This is a genomic window from Streptococcus sp. 27098_8_82, from assembly GCF_041431615.1.
In the GTDB taxonomy this organism is placed as follows: domain Bacteria; phylum Bacillota; class Bacilli; order Lactobacillales; family Streptococcaceae; genus Streptococcus; species Streptococcus sanguinis_K.
The window spans coordinates 58,090-74,998 of sequence record NZ_JAPVYB010000003.1 but is presented as its reverse complement, the minus strand read 5'-3'; the positions used below and the strand labels follow the sequence as shown (position 1 = coordinate 74,998).

At 43.9% G+C, this 16,909-nt stretch carries 17 protein-coding genes and 1 tRNA gene; 5 read left to right on the top strand and 13 right to left on the bottom strand.

The genetic code is table 11. The features are described from left to right. Positions 1–3 precede the first annotated feature (3 nt). The 6 genes from O3627_RS06515 to O3627_RS06490 all read right to left on the bottom strand — a co-directional run bounded on the left by O3627_RS06515 (position 4) and on the right by O3627_RS06490 (position 5,892). A complete protein-coding gene (locus O3627_RS06515; RefSeq protein ID WP_011837610.1) occupies positions 4–1,062 on the bottom strand; it encodes an AAA family ATPase in 1,059 nt (352 codons plus the stop codon). Between the two features lie 185 nt (positions 1,063–1,247). Further along, the gene (locus O3627_RS06510; RefSeq protein ID WP_002894007.1) at positions 1,248–1,649 is read right to left on the bottom strand and encodes a DUF4430 domain-containing protein; all 402 of its coding nucleotides are present in this window, start codon (positions 1,647–1,649) and stop codon (positions 1,248–1,250) included. Next, a complete protein-coding gene (locus O3627_RS06505; RefSeq protein ID WP_002899229.1) occupies positions 1,633–2,118 on the bottom strand; it encodes a hypothetical protein in 486 nt (161 codons plus the stop codon). Before O3627_RS06505 ends, O3627_RS06510 begins: the two co-directional genes overlap by 17 nt. Positions 2,119–2,160: 42 nt before the next feature. Next, positions 2,161–2,904: a DUF4272 domain-containing protein gene (locus tag O3627_RS06500; protein WP_002899230.1), complete on the bottom strand. Its 744-nt coding sequence runs from the start codon at positions 2,902–2,904 to the stop codon at positions 2,161–2,163. 93 nt (positions 2,905–2,997) lie between these two features. Continuing rightward, complete coding sequence (locus O3627_RS06495) at positions 2,998–5,427, bottom strand: ATP-dependent Clp protease ATP-binding subunit (RefSeq protein ID WP_125382643.1); 2,430 nt, start codon at positions 5,425–5,427, stop codon at positions 2,998–3,000. Further along, positions 5,428–5,892 (bottom strand): CtsR family transcriptional regulator, encoded by a 465-nt coding sequence (locus tag O3627_RS06490; RefSeq protein ID WP_002894012.1) that lies wholly within the window; start codon positions 5,890–5,892, stop codon positions 5,428–5,430. A 146-nt stretch (positions 5,893–6,038) separates the two neighbouring features. Here O3627_RS06490 and O3627_RS06485 point away from each other — a divergent pair, with 146 nt between their 5' ends. Continuing rightward, on the top strand, positions 6,039–6,527 hold the full coding sequence (locus O3627_RS06485) for a hypothetical protein (RefSeq protein WP_185756130.1): 489 nt from the start codon (positions 6,039–6,041) through the stop codon (positions 6,525–6,527). A 103-nt stretch (positions 6,528–6,630) separates the two neighbouring features. On the opposite strand, the gene tsf is transcribed toward O3627_RS06485, so the two are convergent. Then, on the bottom strand, positions 6,631–7,674 hold the full coding sequence (gene tsf, locus O3627_RS06480; RefSeq protein WP_002894014.1) for a translation elongation factor Ts: 1,044 nt from the start codon (positions 7,672–7,674) through the stop codon (positions 6,631–6,633). Between the two features lie 72 nt (positions 7,675–7,746). Next, positions 7,747–8,529 (bottom strand): 30S ribosomal protein S2, encoded by a 783-nt coding sequence (rpsB, locus tag O3627_RS06475; RefSeq protein ID WP_002894015.1) that lies wholly within the window; start codon positions 8,527–8,529, stop codon positions 7,747–7,749. Between the two features lie 317 nt (positions 8,530–8,846). On the opposite strand from rpsB, the gene O3627_RS06470 reads away from it, so the two are divergent. Continuing rightward, positions 8,847–8,917, top strand: a tRNA-Cys gene (locus tag O3627_RS06470). Between the two features lie 129 nt (positions 8,918–9,046). Then, positions 9,047–9,739 (top strand): hypothetical protein, encoded by a 693-nt coding sequence (locus tag O3627_RS06465; RefSeq protein WP_125382645.1) that lies wholly within the window; start codon positions 9,047–9,049, stop codon positions 9,737–9,739. A gap of 231 nt (positions 9,740–9,970) precedes the next feature. Here O3627_RS06465 and nusG read toward each other — a convergent pair whose 3' ends face one another. Further along, positions 9,971–10,507, bottom strand: a complete 537-nt coding sequence (gene nusG / locus O3627_RS06460; protein WP_002894018.1) for a transcription termination/antitermination protein NusG — start codon at positions 10,505–10,507, stop codon at positions 9,971–9,973. A gap of 788 nt (positions 10,508–11,295) precedes the next feature. Here nusG and O3627_RS06455 point away from each other — a divergent pair. After that, the gene (locus O3627_RS06455; RefSeq protein WP_125382646.1) at positions 11,296–11,652 is read left to right on the top strand and encodes a hypothetical protein; all 357 of its coding nucleotides are present in this window, start codon (positions 11,296–11,298) and stop codon (positions 11,650–11,652) included. Positions 11,653–12,140: 488 nt separating this feature from the next. Here O3627_RS06455 and secE read toward each other — a convergent pair whose 3' ends face one another. The 3 genes from secE to pbp2a all read right to left on the bottom strand — a co-directional run bounded on the left by secE (position 12,141) and on the right by pbp2a (position 14,779). Next, complete coding sequence (secE, locus tag O3627_RS06450) at positions 12,141–12,320, bottom strand: preprotein translocase subunit SecE (protein ID WP_002894022.1); 180 nt, start codon at positions 12,318–12,320, stop codon at positions 12,141–12,143. A 9-nt stretch (positions 12,321–12,329) separates the two neighbouring features. Beyond that, the gene (rpmG, locus tag O3627_RS06445; protein ID WP_002894024.1) at positions 12,330–12,482 is read right to left on the bottom strand and encodes a 50S ribosomal protein L33; all 153 of its coding nucleotides are present in this window, start codon (positions 12,480–12,482) and stop codon (positions 12,330–12,332) included. Between the two features lie 68 nt (positions 12,483–12,550). Further along, positions 12,551–14,779 (bottom strand): penicillin-binding protein PBP2A, encoded by a 2,229-nt coding sequence (gene pbp2a / locus O3627_RS06440; protein ID WP_011837617.1) that lies wholly within the window; start codon positions 14,777–14,779, stop codon positions 12,551–12,553. Positions 14,780–14,955: 176 nt separating this feature from the next. On the opposite strand from pbp2a, the gene O3627_RS06435 reads away from it, so the two are divergent. Then, positions 14,956–15,831 carry an RluA family pseudouridine synthase gene (locus O3627_RS06435; protein ID WP_371621321.1) on the top strand — a complete coding sequence of 292 codons (876 nt, stop codon included), beginning with the start codon at positions 14,956–14,958 and terminating at the stop codon, positions 15,829–15,831. Positions 15,832–15,908: 77 nt separating this feature from the next. On the opposite strand, the gene O3627_RS06430 is transcribed toward O3627_RS06435, so the two are convergent. Further along, the gene (locus tag O3627_RS06430) at positions 15,909–16,880 is read right to left on the bottom strand and encodes an acyltransferase family protein (RefSeq protein WP_371621320.1); all 972 of its coding nucleotides are present in this window, start codon (positions 16,878–16,880) and stop codon (positions 15,909–15,911) included. Positions 16,881–16,909 lie beyond the last annotated feature (29 nt).

The window sequence follows — 16,909 nt, the reverse complement described above, 5'->3', positions numbered from 1 at the left end:
TTTTTAATCCGCTTGATAAATCATGTCAATCGCTTCTTTGGCCGCCTGGTAATTATCCAAATAACTACCAGCTAGATAGACCGTCGGAATATGAGCCAAACACTGGTCTTTCAGCCTTTTTAGATGGCTGGAAAAATCACTGCGGATAGCCTCGTCTGCCATGCTCATATCGCGAAAACCATCGTTAACATAGGTGCCGACCGGCTCAGCAAAGAGAATCAAATCCCATTTTTCCTTGGACAAAATACTGGCAAAGAGATTGTCAAAGGTATCTGTTTCTTCGTCCTGAACTGGACTTTCTTTCAGATAGTAATCATAGTAAGCCTTGGTTACCAGAGAATTTGTATCAGCCACAACCAGACCACGGTTGGCGCTGCTGTCAATTAATCTGGAAGTCTGAGCATATTGTCCTAAGAGCAGATAATAGTAGTCTTTAGGAGTCAGCTCATCGTCTCGCACGTTATTTTGAATCTGGTATTCTCGAGCATATTCCAGACTAACCGGAGCATCATAGTAGCGAGCCAAATCCTTAGCCAAGGTCGTTTTACCATTGCTGGCGCTACCCATAATCAGCACTTTCTTGGTAAAGTGACGGCGGAAAGGCTGGGCGATATATTTCCAATAACGACTAGGATTTTCCCGAATCATCGTAGCTGAGATACCAAACTGGCGCTCTTCCAAACAGGTTTCAAAACCACGCTTTGTCAGCTCCGCTTGATAGTCTGATTCTCCTACAAAGAAAATCAGTTCCTCGCGTTCTGCATCATAGCCCACCAACTCCAATAAAGCCGGCAGCCACTTGTCCCAACCCAGAGGATAGCGAGGAAAAGAAGTTTCATCCAGTTTGTAAACCTGTGTCAATTCATCATCTGCGAAAGTCTCCCGCGTATAGCGGAATCGTTTCTGCAGAGATAGACCCACTTCCTGCCCACGGTCTCCCTCATAACCTGAAACCACCACGCGCACCTTGTCGTAAGAACGCTTAGCCTTCTGAATCAAATCTATATGCCCCTGATGCAAGGGAGCAAATGTTCCAAAGACGATTGCAATTTTTTCTTTCATACGTTTAACCTTTTTATCATTTTTTATATTTTATTTTTTCTATGATTTTATTATAAACTATATTTTTCTTTTGTCAATAGTTTTTTATAAAATTTTATAAAAATATTTTTAAGACACTTTAAAACTGTATTAAGCGCAAAAAAAGAACCTAATGTCTTAAGCATCAGATTCTTTCTATAAAAGATTTATTGCTGATAGACTTCTTGGTAGAATTCCAGCTTGTCTCCATCCTTGACAGTGATTTGATTGGCTGCCTTAGGAGCCATTTCTCCGTTGACCTTAAACATCCAGTAGAGGCCCTTTGCTTCATCCTGAGCATGGCCGTCAATAGAAGTGATAAAACCATCTTTTTCTTCGACCTTATAGGCCTTCTTCAAAGCATCCATAGCTGTCTTTCCTTCTTCAACAGCCACCGTTTTCTCGCTCTTCTCCTGACCATCTGGTGCAATACTGATGCTGATTTTCAGTTCCTTTTTGACAGAAGAATCAGCGGAACTAGAGCCCTTGTCAGTATTTGTCTGGCTGCTGCCGCAACCAACTAGGAGAAGGGCAAAAGCAAGTGTCAGCAAACTAAAGATTTTTTTCATTATAGAGCCTCCTTAAAATAGGGTACAAGAGTGGGTAAAAAAACAAAGTTGACAGTCCGTGCGCTATATTGAAAGTCAAAGCGTTGATAATCGCATAAGACCACCAGTGATAGTTGTACAGCAAGGCTGTCAGTGTATCGATGGCAATGCCATAGCCAAAGGATAGGAGAGCTGCTACTATTCCCTGTCCCACTAGATTTAACCGAGGATAGAGCAGCCGCCAAAGGCAAAGAATCAGTCCAAAGGACAGCAACTGAAAGAGGACGATCGGACTCATTCCCAAAAGAAAGGCTGATGTAAACATCGTCACAGCCATCACTAGGAGTGAAGTCTGCAAATCCTCAAAGATAACTATCAGGAAAAAGATAGCTGAAATAGGCTGCACATTGGGCAAAAAGGAAAATGCATAGCGAAAGGCCACACATAAAGCCGATAGGATGGCAATTTTAGCCATTTTACGAGCGGACAAAGGTACCTCCTTTTCTAATTGAGTGAATCAAGAGAAGTTGGACTAGGTATGCAGCTCAACAGCATCCCAGTCTTGGGCCGTATTTAGCCCCAGCAGCCAGTCAAGGCCAGACCGCCTCTCCAGAACAACACTTTCATCAAGGCCTGCCGGTGCTGGCTGGTCATGAATCCGAGCATCAACACAGGCCCAATGATAACGATAAATCAAATCATCCTCATCCAGTAACTCTTCTAAGCTGCGCGGTTGGCATTTGCCCAGAAATTCCTGAAAGTCAACCGCACTAGCGACTGCGTCAATAGCAGCATCACAATCACAAATCTTATCTGGAAACGGTAAAGTATCTACTAGACCTAAGTACCAAATCAGGGACCAATAGGCCTCGTATTTCCAAACCATATTAATAATAGCTGCCGAGTCGGCACGATCTTCCAAGACTGCCCTTTCTTTGGGCGTCAACTCTTCCTGCACCCCGTATTGCTGCAGTTTATCTTGCAGCCACTGGCGGCTCTCCTCATTATAATTATTATTTTCGATATCCAAGGCCGCCTGAATAATCAAGAGGCTGGTAACAGCTCGACGCGCAATTTCTTCTAGCGAGCGCGGCCTTACTTGCTCAGCACTTTCGATGACTGGCAAATGCTCAATGTAAGGAATGCCTTCCTTTTTCAAACGCTGGATACTGGCCGCCTTGCGCTCTTCTGGTGCTTTTACTCTAGCTTTCTTGCCAGCAAACAAGTCTTTAAAAAACGACATATCAGCCTCCAATCCTTCAATTCCCAGTTTCATTGAATGATGAAATAACTGTTCGGTATCTATAGGTATGCTTTCTATCAAGGATTAACCGAAAGCACTCAACTTTCCATTGCAAGGTTTCGCTTTCTAGGCCACTTCGAACTTGAGTTGGCCAGCCTTGACCCCGACCTTAAGAGTCTGACCCGTTGTCAAATCTCCTGTCAAGAGGAGCTCAGACAGCTTGTCCTCCACCTGAGTCTGCAGAGTGCGGCGCAATGGCCGTGCCCCCATTTCCACATCGTAGCCTTCCTGAGCCAGCAGCTTAAGGGCACTGGCCTGGAACTTCAGCTCAATTCCCTTTTCAGCAAGACTGGCAATGAGCGGTTTGACCATAACCTTGACCACTTCCTGCATATCTTCTGCAGATAGGCTGTGGAAGACTACCTTCTCGTCGATACGGTTGATAAACTCCGGTCTATATGCTTTCTTGAGTTCTTCCAGCATCCGTTTTTCCATATTGGCATGGTCCAAGCGAATATCCCGCGCTCCAAAGCCCACCGTCTTATCATCCCGCAAACTGGTCGCCCCCAGATTGCTGGTCATGATAATAATCGTGTTGGAGAAGTCCACCTTGCGACCCTTGCTGTCAGTCAGCTGACCATCATCCAAGACCTGCAGGAGAACATTGAAAATATCTGGGTGCGCCTTTTCCACCTCGTCAAAGAGCAGGACAGAATAAGGTCGGTTGCGTACCTTCTCCGTCAGCTCCCCTCCTTCTTCATAGCCTACATAGCCTGGAGGCGCTCCATTGAGGCGGCTAGCCGCGAATTTCTCCATGTACTCACTCATATCAAAGCGGATGAGAGCAGATTCGTCATCAAAGAGACTTTCAGCCAAGGCCTTGGCTAGCTCTGTTTTTCCGACTCCTGTCGGACCTAGGAACATAAAGGAGCCAATAGGCCGCTTGCTGCTGCGGATACCAGACTGGTTCCGCCGGATAGCTCGGCTGATAGCTGAAATCGCCTCGTCCTGCCCAATCACGCGTTTATGCAGTTCTGTTTCCAAATTGAGGTATTTCTTCGCATCTGTCTGAGTCAGCTTCTGCACTGGAATACCAGACAAAGCACTAAGAGTAGCCAAGACATCGTCTTCTTCCACTTTCAGTTTATAGAGCTTGGGTTGCTGCTCTTGCTCAAGCAGTTGTGAAACCTTTTTAAAATCCGCTGCCATCAAGGCTTGATCCACTGGCGACAAATCCGACTGCTCGTAATTCTGCGGTCCTCTGTTCTGGACTGTCGCACTAGCCTCATCTAAAAGATCAATAGCAGAGTCCGGCAGATGCTTGCTAGTCAGATAGCGATGGGCATATTTCACCGCCGTCTCAATAGCCTGATCACTAATCTGTACCTTGTGATGGTCCTCATAGCTCTTTCTCAGACCTTGTAAAATAGCAATGCTGTCAGCCACATTTGGCTCTTCTATGCTGACCTTAGCAAAACGCCGGGAAAGGGCCGCATCTTTTTCAATATGTTTCTGATACTCTTCCTGCGTCGTGGCACCAACTGTTCGCAGAGTTCCGCGAGCCAGAGCCGGTTTCAGGATATTGGCCGCATCCAAGGTCGAGTCAATACCGCTGCCAGAGCCCATGATAGTATGCAGCTCATCAATGAAGAGAATGACATGACCATCTTCTTCAATGTCATTGATGATGTTGTTCATCCGCTCCTCGAAATCTCCGCGAAAGCGAGTGCCAGCGACTACATTCATCAAGTCCAGCTCCAAAACCCGCATCTTAGCAAGTTCAGCCGGAACCTGACCAGCTGCTACACGCTGAGCCAGTCCTAAAGCCAGAGCTGTCTTACCAACCCCAGCATCTCCAACCAGCACTGGATTGTTTTTAGTCTTGCGACTGAGAATCTGAACTATCCGTGAAATTTCCTGATCGCGGCCAATGACGGGCTCCAATCGGCCATCTCTAGCCAGATCCGTCAAATCACGAGTGTAATCTTCTAGCCCCCCGCTAGTAGAAGCCGGCATCCCCATCATATTAGCCATGGTCTGCTTGGCAGCCATTACCCCCTTATTCAGACTGCGAATAGCCTTGATATCTTCCTTGCCCCAGCCAGCTCGCTGCTCCAAGACCTTTCGCAAATCACTAATTTTCGGTCCCTGCTCCTTGTCCTCGTAGCTAAAGCCGGTAAATTCCAGAATACGAGAAGCCAAGGTCCCCCGGTCAAATAGCATGGCCAGCAGCACATGCTCAGTACCTACATGCTTAGCGCGAACAGCTTCTGCAATTTGCCCCGCTTCCTCAAACAACTCCTCTAAGCGATAAGAAAAAGGCAGCAGCTCGAAGTGACCGTCTTTCTGATAAGCTTGACCAGTAATCTGAAAAGCCGCTTCTTCAAATCCATCCACTTCCACAGGAAACTCATTGAGGACTGAACCAGCAACGCTGTAGGGATTATTAGCCAGAGCAATCAGCAGATGCCATGATTCCAGATAATCTGTCGTAAAATGGCCGGCCAAGAGCTGGGCTGCTTCCAAGCTTTCTATTAAGGCTTTTGAGTATTTCATTTATGATTCCATTCCTTTTCTGTCTAGTTGTTGTAAAATCTTTTTTAATATTCGGGCACGAATCACCGCAGCTCCGTCACCCAAAATCGAGTCCGACGCTGTTGACAAGATTAGATTGCCCTCACGTTCAGTCATAATCTTCTCATCAAAAAGAAGCTGAATAACATCTGTGAAAACCTGCTGGCTGACACGCTCTCCCACACTGTCGTACAGGCCGCAAAGCATCTGATGCCTGTCGGAAAATTCAATCTTTCCAATCCGAATATAGCCTCCGCCGCCACGCTTACTCTCGACGATATAGCCCCGACTTTCCGTAAAACGCGTCTTAATCACATAGTTAATCTGACTGGGAACCACCTGAAAAACATCAGCCAATTCACTGCGTTTTAATTCAACCATCCCCGCCTGAGCCAGAATAGACTTGATATATGCTTCAATACTGTCCGATGTGTTTTTTGCACTCATGACTTCCCTTTCCAGTTGAGAATTTCAGAATAAATCTCTTTTTTCCTTGCTTCTCTAACATTGACTATCTTTGACTAATATTATACCGGAAAAGTCTCTATTTTGAAAGAAAAAGGGATGACTGAAAGGTCTGACAATTCAAACTAGTGAAAAAGCTTTGTCAGGTTTGTGTAACCGCTTGCTTTTTGCTTTTAAAGCGTTATAATATAGGTGGAAATCCACAAGGAAAAGACAGACAGAAACTCCTGCCTGCCAACTATCATCTAAACAAGGAGGATAATCCAATGAAAATGGATTGGCTCAACTATTCTCGTCATGTGCTCAAATGGCTCTTTGCAGCCCTGAGTATTTTCACCATCTTTTCTGCTGACTATGTTGATATTCCTATCGGAGCTCTCATCGCCTGTCTTTATGCTCCCCTGCTCTTCGAACAGGAGCTGGTCAGCAACCGAGTCAAATGGTATAGCTTTCTAATCATGATGGTGGTTACTCTGCCCCTTTTGTTTATTACCAAAGTCTATCAGTTTAGCCTGACTTACCCCCAAACGACAGTGCTTCTCTTCATATTGGTGGTCTTGATTTTTACCAATGGCTTGATTGCTCATAAGGAAGAAAGAGAAAAAGCAGCTAAGTGATGCTGCTCACCATTCTAAACTTGATGTTTCAAAATGCTACAAATGAAAAGGTCTGAGAAAAATCTCAGACCTTTTTATCGTTCAATTTCTAAGCTAAAAACGATTAGTTTTGACCAAGAGCGGCAGCCATTGTTGCAGCTACTTCATTTTCAAAGTCGTTAGCAGCTTTTTCGATACCTTCACCAACTTCAAAGCGAGCGAACTCAACTACTGAAGCATTTACTGATTCAAGGTAAGCTTCAACTGTCTTGCTGTCGTCCATGATGTACACTTGTGCAAGAAGTGTGTATGCTTGGTCAACTTTAGTATTGTCAAGCATGAAGCGGTCCATTTTACCTGGGATAATCTTGTCCCAGATCTTTTCTGGTTTGCCTTCAGCAGCCAACTCAGCCTTGATGTCTTCTTCAGCTTGAGCAACAACTGCATCAGTCAATTGAGCTTTAGAACCGTATTTCAAGTGTGGAAGAGCTGGTTTACCAACCATTGCACGGCTTTCGTTGTCTTGATCGATGACATGGTTCAATTGTGCCAATTCATCTTTAACAAATTGCTCATCCAATTCTTTGTAAGAAAGAACTGTTGGTTTCATCGCAGCAATGTGCATAGAGATTTGCTTAGCAAGAGCATCGTCTCCACCTTCGATAACGGAGATAACTCCGATACGGCCACCGTTGTGTTGGTAAGCACCAAAGTGTTGAGCATCTGTCTTTTCAATCAAAGCAAAGCGACGGAAAGAGATTTTTTCTCCGATAGTTGCAGTTGCAGATACGTATGCAGCTTCAAGAGTTTCACCTGAAGGCATTGTCAAAGCAAGAGCTTCTTCGTTGTTAGCTGGTTTACCTTCAGCGATTACTTTCGCAGTTGCATTTACCAAATCAACAAATTGAGCATTTTTCGCAACGAAGTCAGTTTCAGCATTCACTTCAACAACAGCGGCAACATTACCGTTTACGTAAACGCCTGTCAGACCTTCAGCGGCAACACGGTCAGCTTTCTTAGCTGCTTTTGCCATCCCTTTTTCGCGAAGCAATTCAATCGCTTTTTCGATGTCGCCATCAGTTTCAACAAGTGCTTTCTTAGCGTCCATGACACCAGCACCAGATTTTTCACGCAATTCTTTGACAAGCTTAGCTGTAATTTCTGCCATTTTTCTTCTCCTATTTTTTAATGTAAATAAAGGAGCTGGGCTGAGCCCTGCCCCTTTAGGTTAGTTTACTGATTATTCGTTTGAACCTTCAACAACTTCAACGATTTCTTCGATAGAATCTGCTTGAGTTTCAGTTGCAGCCAATTCTGCTTCTACTGATTCAACGCTATCTTCACCTTGACGGCCTTCGATAACAGCATCAGCCATTTTCGCAGTGATCAATTTAACCGCACGGATTGCATCGTCGTTAGCTGGGATGATAACATCGATATCATCAGGATCAGTGTTAGTATCAACCATAGCAACCACTGGGATACCTAATTTCTTAGCTTCCTTAACAGCGATTTGCTCTTTATGAGGGTCAACTACGTACATCACATCTGGGATACGAGGCATATCTTCGATACCGCCCAAGAATTTTTCAAGACGAGCACGTTGTTTGTTGAGAAGAGCGACTTCTTTCTTAGGAAGAACTTCGAAAGTTCCGTCTTCTTCCATGCGTTTGATTTCTTTCAAACGAGCTACACGTTTTTGGATAGTAGACCAGTTTGTAAGAGTCCCACCCAACCAACGGTGGTTGATGAAATATTGACCTGAACGTTCTGCTTCTTCTTTGACAGCGTCAGCAGCTTGCTTTTTAGTACCAACGAAGAGGATAACTGCATCGTTAGCAGCAGCATCACGCATAAAATCGTAAGCTTGGTCAGCATACTTTACAGTTTGCTGCAAGTCGATTACGTGGATGCCATTACGCTCAGTGAAGATGTACTTAGCCATCTTAGGGTTCCAGCGACGAGTTTGGTGACCAAAGTGAACACCAGCCTCAAGAAGTTGTTTCATTGAAATTACTGCCATGAGTAAATTCTCCTTTTTGTTTTTTTCCTCTTTTAGATTTCAGCTCGCAGGACCACCCAAGGGCAACAGTCCCACAATTCATCTAAAATGAGTATTTTGCCATTTACACGGCACTCTCTATTATAACAAATGCGCAGCTCTTTGACAAGGCATTTACCAGATTTTTTGCCGCTATCTGCCTCTAAGAATGAATTTTACCTCTCAGTAGAACATGTACTTCCCGAAGAGTTCTGAATGACAGCGTCTAACATTTTCTGATTTGACTTTGAAAGACTCTTGACGAAAGCAAGTATTTACGATAGAATAATAAGAGTTGTGGCGGTATAGCCAAGTGGTAAGGCACGGCTCTGCAAAAGCTTGATCGTCGGTTCAAATCCGTCTACCGCCTTCGTAAATATATTTCTAGAAGTCCTCAAAGGGCTTTTTTTATTGCACTTCCTATTGTTTCTAGCAAACTTTGCTGATATAATATTATAAAAATATCATTCATCATCAGCGAAAGGAAAAAAGATTGATTATGAAAAAAGTTAGCTTCTATGCCCTCAGCCTTCTCTCTCTGCTAGCTCTCTCAGCCTGTATGCCTGCCAAGCAGACGCAGCAAAGAAAAAAGACGCCTAGCTCCCTCAAAGCTTCAAAAAGTTCATCCTCAACAAAGGAATCTAGCAAAAAAAGTTCCTCTTCTAGTGAAGATGATGAAGACTACTCTACTTCTTCTAGCTCTAATACTCGCAAGGACCCTAATGCTCAAATCAGCCTAATTGATCAGGGAGAGGCTCTGGAAGCTCTTGGGGATATCCCTGAAATTCCAAAATGGGCTGAATTTAAAACCATAAAAGTTGAGTCCCTTATAGGATCTGCTGGTCCTACTCCCAGCACCAAAGATGAGGTTGTCAGCAAAATGGGACCCGCTGACTCAGATATGGGAAGTGGCGGCTTTTGGCGAGGAACTGATTACAGCATCTTGATAAGTTTTAGTGACCAGGGAGCAGTAACTACCAAGACAGCCAGCCTACCTAATCCTAAGAAAATCAACAATCTCAAGGATGTGCAACCTGGGATGTCCGCGCAGGAGGTCGTTGCTAAACATGGACGCCCAGAAACAATCGCAGTCTTTGGCCACTCAACTGTTTTTGGATGGGAAGGTCAAGATGGCAAAGATTACAGCGTCATGTTCGATCAAGATAAAGTCTATCAGATTGTTGAACCGTAAAATGTAAATTTGCTATTTTAAACTTTAGATTTTATAGAACTCTATTAATTTCTCTACTCAGAATAATCAAATCGTTGGGGTAATGTCTACCTATCAAATGAAACAAACTAAAGACATTATTGACTCCGTCATTAAGGATAAGTAATCTCACACTTCGTTCCAAAAACACAAAAATCCAAGACTGAAAAAAGTCTTGGATTTTATTTTTGACGAGGATAGCGGCTTCGTCAATTAAAGCTCTGCAATTTGGCTAAGATTAACTTCGGCCACGGTGTCATTACCAAACATGGAAATAATCATCTTGACCTTGTTATTATCAATCTCCGTAATCTTACCTGTATAGTCAGTGAAGGCACCATCGATGATACGAACAGTATCCCCAACCTTAACGTCCAAGTCAAACTCCTGCACTGTTTGACCCATAGAAATGAGAATATTGCGAATTTCTTCTTCCAAGAGTGGCGTTGGTTTAGAGCGGTTCCCGTGTGAGCCGACAAATCCTGTTACATTCGGAGTATTCCGCACGACAAACCAAGCTTCGTCTGTCATTACCATTTCCACCAAGACATAACCAGGGAAGCGATTTTCTTCGATTTCCTTGGTCTTGCCATTTTTCTCGACTTGCACGGTCTGAGTAGGGATTTCCACGCGCAAGATATTTTCAAGCATATTATAAGTCTGAGCGCGCTGCAAAAGATTTTCTTTTACCTTGTTTTCATAGCCTGAATAGGTCTGCAGTACAAACCAGCCTTTGTCAAAACTGTCCATGAGTTCATCCTTTCCTAAATAAAAAAGCCTATGGGCTTCTGCTTCTTTCTAGCCCTATTATACCATAATTTCCTCAAATGCAAAGGAATTTATTAACTATTTTCCTGACAAATCAAAGTCTTTTAATTCTGCCTCAAAATTCTTGACAAGGGAATATAAAATGGTATAATAAATCTATAATTTAATATTTTTACTTTTCAGTTGGGTATGAGGCCTGTCGGCTTCATTCTATCTTTAAGAACTGACTTTCTACTCTTTACTGAGATTTAGACTGCTTAAGAGATAGTGCCAAAATACAGAAAAACAATCTACGAAGCTATGGGATTGGTATTTTGAAAGATTTTGTGTAACAGCTTAGACATTTATGACTATCGGTAATATTATGACTTTTCGGGCTATGGCTTGAAGAACACTAAGAAAGATTTTTTCAAAACTGACTACATAGGATGTTTTGTTATTAGAATCGCTTTTTGGTGTGCTTTGAACTTGTTTGAAGGGTCTTTTTTTGCTGAACAAATGAATGTCGAATCAGAAAGTATTTCCAGTTGGAAAAAATTCTGATTTCACAGGTGTTCAAATGGCAAGCTGCGAGTGTGGCTTTTTTATTTGAACAAATTATTGATATCTTTAAGGAGGCGAGATTATGAAGAAAGAGACTGCAGACCAGCAGCCCATCAACTAATCTTCTCCTTAGAGTACAAGCAAGCCTGACAAGCCATTAAAGAAGACATGTATTCTTTAGCAGCATTCAGGTACATCCGCATGTCCTATGAAAGGAGACGATTGACATGCTCAACACTATCACGGACGCCATCCACTCTCTCGCTCCCAACATCTCGGTTGTTATCACCGTCGTCCTGCTCTACTTGGGCAAGAAGACGGCTGATAAGCTCGTTGACGAGGTCCTCAAGGACCTCATTGCTTCGGGAAAGAAGTTCCTGGAGAAGCGCAAGCAAAAGCGTCAGCAGAGCCTGCGGAAGCAGATCAGTCTTCTTCGGAAGAAGAATGCTGAACTTCGCAAGCTCACTAAGCTGGACGAGCGCAAGCTCGAGGAGCTTTTGCTCAACAAGAACGAGCAGCAGCGCAAGCAAAACCGCAGCAATAAGAAGCGGGGAAAGCACAACAACAAGCGCCGGAAGAAGTAATTCCGGTGCAACCAAGGAGCCCTCATCTACGCCAATAGATGAGGGCTCCGGCTTTATTCTGGGAGAATTTCTATAAAAAAACTCTCACCTACGCCAATAGATGAGAGCCCTCGATTGTACATGCATACAACCTATCACGGAATTATATTATAACTTATTTTTTATACCTTGTCAAGTGTTATATAAAAATAGTATGTGTCATAGATTTTGAGAAGATAAAAAATCTAAACTCACTAACAACTATTTAGAAAATTATATCCTGCCAGAATGGTTCATTAAAAAACTCTCATCTACGCCAATAGATGAGAGTCCTCGATTGTACATGCATACAACCTATCCTAGGTATACTATTTTAGCCCCTTTTTTATACTTTGTCAAGCTTCACCTAGAATAGAATAACTACATACGTCAAAAGTCCCACCTACTCACAATAGGTGGGACTTTGAATGATATGCCTGTTATAGACTTTTTTATTTCTACTTAAATCATTAAGAGAAAATATTCAGAATCTGGAAAAGACCGCTTGCCACTACTTTATCAAAGATATAGATGATTACTACAAAGAATGCAGTGTATTCCATGACAGAGATAAAATCTGTCCATCTCTCTTTTCGGGTAGGCCAAGTTGTATCTTTCAATAGTTTAAAAACATCTTTAAAGAATTTCACAACAATCTCCTATCTAGTTTCTTTATGCAGGGTGTATTTACTGCAATGTTTACAAAATTTATTAACTTCTAAACGCGTTGGTTTTGGAGTGCTACTGAGCTTAACCGAGTAGTTCCGAGAACCACAGACTGTACACGCTAGACTCGCTTTTTTTAATGCCATAACGCCTCCATCTTTCTTATTATAGCAGGATTCTATGCTTTTGACAAGCCGTTCAGCTCTTTTAAATCCTATTGAAACCAGCTGGTAACAGTGTCCCAGAGGTTTTTCGCCTTTTCAGGAATACCAGTGTCATCAATGGCTTTCTTGGCTTCATCCACCAGGTTTTGAGCTCGGTCCTGAACGTCCTGCAGGAAGTCTTTGTTTTCAGTTGTAGTACCCGTTTCCTCCGTACCATAGGTGTCCACAGGGGCAATACCGTTGGCAGCATAGGCATTCTTCTGCCCTTCAAAGGAAGTTCCTTCTGTATATGGCAGGATGCTATTGGCAACATTTCGGAAAACCGCCGAGGCTTCATTCGCACTGGTTCCAGTCAGATAGTGGGTTTCATCAGTTTTTGGAAAGCCTAGCCACTGGCTGATAACCACATCCGGCGTATAACCAATAACCCATTGGTCACCAGATAGATCTGGGTTAAAGTCCGTTTCAGTCGTACCGGTCTTACCAGCCATAGTATAGCCATACGGAGCCGCATAGATACCTGTACCATTCGAGAAAGTCCCCAGCATCATGCTGTTCATCTTGTCAGTAGTCGAGCCATTAAGAACTCGGGTAGAGGTTTGGCGATGGGTCTTGACGACCTGACCGCTGGCATTTTCAATTTTTGTAATGAGATGGGCATCATTCATCACACCGCCGTTGGCAAAGACCGAGTAGGCCTGCGCCATCTGCATTGGATTGGTCGTGACTCCGCTTCCTAGTGCTACTCCCAAAGTCTTATCAACCTTGTCCATATTCAGACCAAACTTTTTCCCGTACTCAAAGGCTTTGTTAATGCCTAGCTCGTCTACAGTTGAAACAGCTGGAATGTTCAGAGATTCTGCCAAGGCTTGATACATTGGAACTTTAGGGGAACTTTGGATATTGCCGTAGTTGTTGATAGTGTAGTCGCCAAAGGTGGTTCTGGTATTATCCAGCTCCTTATCTGTCGGCCAACCAGCAGCAACGGCTGGACTGTAAGCAACCAAAGGCTTGATAGTAGAGCCGGGGCTGCGGGAAGACTGGGTTGCATAGTTAAAGCTTCTGAAGGTCGAACCTTCTGCACTATTGACTCGCCCTACTAATGCCCGCACACCGCCGGTTTTTGGATCCAAGGCAACACTGCCCGACTCAGCCATAGTACCATCTTCTGCTACAGGAAAGAGAGAGACATTGCTGTAAATAACCTGCATGCTGGCTTGGTAGTTCTGATCCAATTCAGTATAAATGCGATAGCCATTATTGACAATCTCTTCTTCTGTCAAGCCGTAGTCATTCACCGCTTCATTGATAACCGCATCGAAATAGGATGGATAGCGATAGTCTTCTGACTTACCGGCATACGCATCAACCAGCTGGCCACCGATTCCTACAGCGGCAGCCTGATCGGCTGTCCCCTGATCAATAAAGCCTGCAGCAACCATATTTTGCAGCACCGTATTACGGCGATTGGTCGCATTTTCAACTGAATACAGCGGATTGTAAATCTCTGGTCCCTTGAGCATACCAGCCAGAACAGCCGACTGGTCCAGACTGAGCTGGCTAGCCGAAACTCCGAAATATTTCTTAGAAGCATCCTCCACACCCCAAACACCATTCCCAAAGTAAGAGTTATTGAGGTACATGGTCAGGATTTCCTGCTTGCTATATTTCTTATTGATTTCCAGAGCCAGGAAAAATTCCTTGGCCTTCCGCTCGATAGTCTGGTCTTGAGACAGATAGGCATTCTTGGCCAACTGCTGGGTGATGGTGGACCCCCCACCCGAACGACCGGCTGTCAGGATAGCCAGAATAAACCGACTGTAGTTAATCCCGCCATTCTCATAGAAAGTCCGGTCCTCTGTCGCGATGACAGCATTTTGCAGGTCTTGACTAATCTCAGTCAGCTCGACATAGGTCCCTTTCTGACCAGACAGGCTTCCCGCTTCATTGCCATCCTTGTCAAAGATGAGCGTGGTAGCTTTAAGGGCATTCTGCAAATCCTTGACATTGGTCGTCTTAGCCACATAAAAGAGATAGCCGCCGACCACCAGACCAAAGGTCAAGCCGAGAATCAGTAATATCTTGGTCAGATGAAACCTGCGCCAAAAACGGCGGATAGGGTGCTGAGAGAGAGGTTTCTTCTTGGTCTTGCCCGAACGGCTGAGACCAGACTTAGCCTGCTCTTCTGTCAGCTCTACCTCCTCTGCTGCTTCTTTTTGAGGTTTCTGTATAGTAAAATAATCTACTAACTTTTCAAACAAATCTTTTAAATTCTTCATAAACCTTATTTTATCACCTTATTTAGGTGCAGACAAGAAAGTACCCTATTTCCTGTCTGATTTTTAGTTATTTTTAAGAAAAAGGGTATATTAAATAGCCTTTTAAAGCCCTCTGCAGCAAGTTTTATCCGACACTGCCTATTTCCAAAGTTATGGCTTTCTGCTACAATAAATGTATGAAATTTACACTGACTATCCCAGATGGACTGCCTGCCATGACAGTCAAAGAGCTGCTGGAAGAACAATTTCTCATTCCGCGAAAAATTCGGCACTTTCTGCGGACCAAAAAGCACGTGTCTGTCAACGGCCTGGCTATCAACTGGCAGACCTTGGTTAACCCCGGAGATGACATCTGCCTGATATTTGATGAAGAGGATTATCCTCAAAAGACAATCTTGCTTGGAAATGGCGAACTCGTAGAAGAGCTCTACCAGGACCAACACCTCATTATAGTCAATAAACCCGAGGGTATGAAAACCCATGCTAATGAAGCAACAGAGCTGGCCCTGCTTAATCATGTTTCTGCCTATGTTGGCGAGACCTGCTATGTCGTTCACCGGCTGGATAAGGAAACCAGCGGCGCTGTCCTCTTTGCCAAGAATCCCTTTGTCCTGCCCATCCTCAATCGACTGCTGGAAAAGCGAGAAATCAGCCGCGCATATTGGGCTCTGGTTCAAGGCAAGTTCCCAAGCAAAAAGCTTATCTATAAAGACAAGATTGGCCGCGACCGCCATGATCGCAGAAAACGGCTGGTTGACCCCCGAAAAGGACTCTATGCAGAGACCCATGTGACTAGGCTCAAGCAACTTGGGCAGGCTGCCTTGGTCAAATGCCAACTCAAGACTGGCCGCACCCATCAGATCCGTGTTCATCTAGCTCACCACGGACACCCACTTATCGGTGACCCCCTTTATCATCCGCAGCCTAAAGGGCGGCTTATGCTCCATGCCCATCGCCTGACCTTCACCCACCCTTTTACGCTAGAAAAAATAACCGTCGAAGCTCGCTCTGACAGTTTTGAAAAAGTATTGAGCAGTCTGAACCCAAGATAGACCAAGAAAAGCAACAGTATTCTCTGTTGCTTTTAGTTTGGAGTCAAAGCGAGGATAAGCTATGACAGCTTACATCACTAAGCCAGAAGTGCACTGATAAGTCTGGGCCTGATGGCTTTCTGAAAAGCTATGCTCAGCAAATAAGACAGTAAGAAAATGATAAAAAAGCCAAAACTATAAATAGTATTCCGAGGCATTATCGACCTGAAAATGAAGATAATGAAAGGATGAATGATATAAATCATGGTGGCGTACTTTTTGGCGATATTATTCAAAATCGGAATATCAATATTGGTCCCGTTTCTGACCGCATAGAGGAAAATTGCACTGGAAGACAAAAGGGTACTAGGATAGAGGTCATACTCCGTACCCATGAAACAGTACTCAAGCAAAATCAAAGCCGCTATTCCCAAGCCAATCGCCCATTTCCTGACAGACGACAAGTCGTAGGCTAAAATCCGATCCCGATGATTGGCAAACTGCATGCCTAAAATGAAAAACGGAAGACCCATAAACAGGAAGTTTCGATAGTAAAATTCGCTATCTGTATTGAACTCAATACAAAAGGCCAGAACCAACAAGAACAGGGACACACCAAAGCTAGTTAAGCGGTGGAAATGCTTATAAAAAATCAGATAAAGCGTGTAGATATAAGAAATCGCCAGCAAATACCAGGTCGGTGTAGCGGCCGAGCCAATCAAGTCTCTGGGACTGTTAAAGAGGAAAAAGTCCGCAAAATCAGACAGGTCTATAGCTGCCATCTTTTCTGTTAGCTCTCTGGTCAGCACTAGGTTGACAAAATGCACAATCGTGTAAAACAGGAGACTAGCAGCTGTCAAAAGGAGCATCTGCTTGAGACGATACTTGACCTTATCTCTGGAAATATTAAAGGAAAAATAGCCCGACAGCATCATGAAAAAGGGAACTGCAAAGCGGGCTACAATTTGATAAAAAACGCCAAATTGCCCCGGCAGCAGAAAGTGTAAGGAAACAATACTAAAGCAAGCTAGGGCCTTAAAAGCGTGCAAAGTTGTGTTTTCAGTCTTCATGCAGACATTATAGCATGTTTATTATTACA